The organism is Neisseria sp. P0022.S010, from assembly GCF_051956635.1.
Genome location: NZ_JBQCXF010000546.1, coordinates 1 through 1971, shown reverse-complemented (window position 1 = coordinate 1971; position 1971 = coordinate 1). Strand labels below are relative to the sequence as shown.

At 60.9% G+C, this 1971-nt stretch carries 1 protein-coding gene and 1 pseudogene; both read right to left on the bottom strand.

The features are described from left to right. Positions 1–143, bottom strand: a pseudogene (locus tag ACTHUT_RS19220) (IS5/IS1182 family transposase); the annotation flags it as partial. An 85-nt stretch (positions 144–228) separates the two neighbouring features. Beyond that, positions 229–1953 (bottom strand): assimilatory sulfite reductase (NADPH) hemoprotein subunit, encoded by a 1725-nt coding sequence (cysI, locus tag ACTHUT_RS19215; RefSeq protein ID WP_440419434.1) that lies wholly within the window; start codon positions 1951–1953, stop codon positions 229–231. Positions 1954–1971 lie beyond the last annotated feature (18 nt).

Below are 1971 nucleotides of genomic sequence, written 5' to 3'. Positions count from 1 at the left end.
TCTCTAAGGTAGCAGGTTCTTTGACGATTCAGGTACTGTTCGATCGGTTGCCAATCAATCACTTGATCCAACTTCAATAGTGGGAAGCGGTCGATGTGTTTGGCAATCATGGCTTGTGCGGTTTGCCAGAAGAAGGTGCTCATGGAAAATCCCCTAAATGTCTTGGTGGGAATTTAGGGGATTTGGGGGGATTTTGCAAAGGTGTCAGGCAGCCTTTTTCTTGCCGAATCAGGCGGCAGATGCTTTCCAGAAATCGCGCGGGGGGTCGAGCACGGGTTGGACGATGCCGGTGCGCACGGCATAGTCGCCGAAGCCTTCGCCCGGTTCGCGGCCTGTTGCCCAGCCGGCGATCCATTCGCGCAGGATGGCGAGGATTTCGGGTTCGGTGATATTTTCTTTGTAGAGGCGGGGGATACGCGTGCCTTGGCGGTTGCCGCCGGCGTAGAGGTTGTAGCGACCCACGGCTTTGCCCACGAGGCCGATTTCGGAGAGCATGGTGCGGCCGCAGCCGTTGGGGCAGCCGTTGGCGCGCAAAACGATGTGCTCTTCGGACAGGCCGTTTTCTGCCATGATTTCGTCCACATGGTCGAGGAATTGGGGCAGGAAGCGTTCGGCTTCGGCCATGGCCAGCGGGCAGGTGGGCAGGGCGACGCAGGCCATGCTGTTTTCGCGCTGTTTGCTCACTTTGTCGTTGATGAGACCGTGTTCGCGGGCGATTTTTTCGATTTTGGCCTTGTCGCGGGCGGCCACGTCGGCCACGATGAGGTTTTGGTTGGCGGTGAGGCGGAAGTCGCCTTTGTGGATTTTGGCGATTTCGCGCAGGCCGGTTTTGAGCGGGCGGCCGGGCGCGTCGGTGATGCGGCCGTTTTCGATGAAGAGGGTGAGGTGCCATTTTTTGTCTTCGCCCTGCACCCAGCCGATGCGGTCGCCGCGCGTGGTAAATTCGTAGGGGCGGATGGGCTGGAATTTCGCGCCCATGCGGTTTTCCACTTCGGCGATGAATACTTCCGTGCCCACGCGCTCGAGGGTGTAGCGGGTTTTGGCGGCTTTGCGGTCGCTCCTGTTACCCCAGTCGCGCTGCACGGAAACGACGGCGGCGGCGCAGTCGAGCACTTTGTCGAGCCCGATGAAGCCGAATTCGCGGGCGGTGTCGGGGTAGGTTTTGGTGTTGCCGTGCTCCATGGAGAGGCCGCCGCCCACGAGTACGTTGAAGCCGGCGAGTTTGCCGTTTCCTTCAATGGCGACGAAGTTTAAGTCGTTGGCGTGCAGGTCTACGTCGTTGTGCGGGGGGATGACGACGGTGGTTTTGAATTTGCGCGGCAGGTAGCTGGCGCCGAGTACTGGTTCGGTGTCGTCGCCGCTTTTCACGCCTTCGGACAGGGGGGCGGTTTCGGTGGTTTCCACTTTTTCGCCGTCGAGCCAGATTTCGGCGTAGGCGCGGGATTTGGGTAGGAGGTGTTCGCTGATTTTCTTCGCCCATTCCCAGGCTTCGCGGTGCAGGCTGCTTTCCACGGGGTTGCTGGTGCACAGGACGTTGCGGTTCACGTCGCCTGCGGTGGCGATGGAGTCGAGGCCGAGTTTGTGCAGCCATTGGTGCACGGCTTTGATGTCGGGCTTGAGGATGCCGTGGTATTGGAAGGTTTGACGGTTGGTGAGGCGGATGGAGCCGTAGAGGGTGTGGCTGCCGGCGAATTGGTCGATGCCCAGCCATTGCTGCGGGGTAATCACGCCGCCGGGCAGGCGGCAGCGCAGCATGACGTTTTTGAGGTTGTCGAGCTTTTGGTCGTTCCGCTCGGCGCGGATGTCGCGGTTGTCCTGCTCGTACATGCCGTGGAAGCGGATGAGCTGGAAGTTGTCGCCGTTGAAGCCGCCGGTGAGGCCGTCGCCGAGGTCTTGGGCGATGGTGCCGCGCAGGTGGCGGCTCTGGCCTTTGAGGCGTTCGTTGTCGGCCAGGGGGGTGGTGGGGAGTTT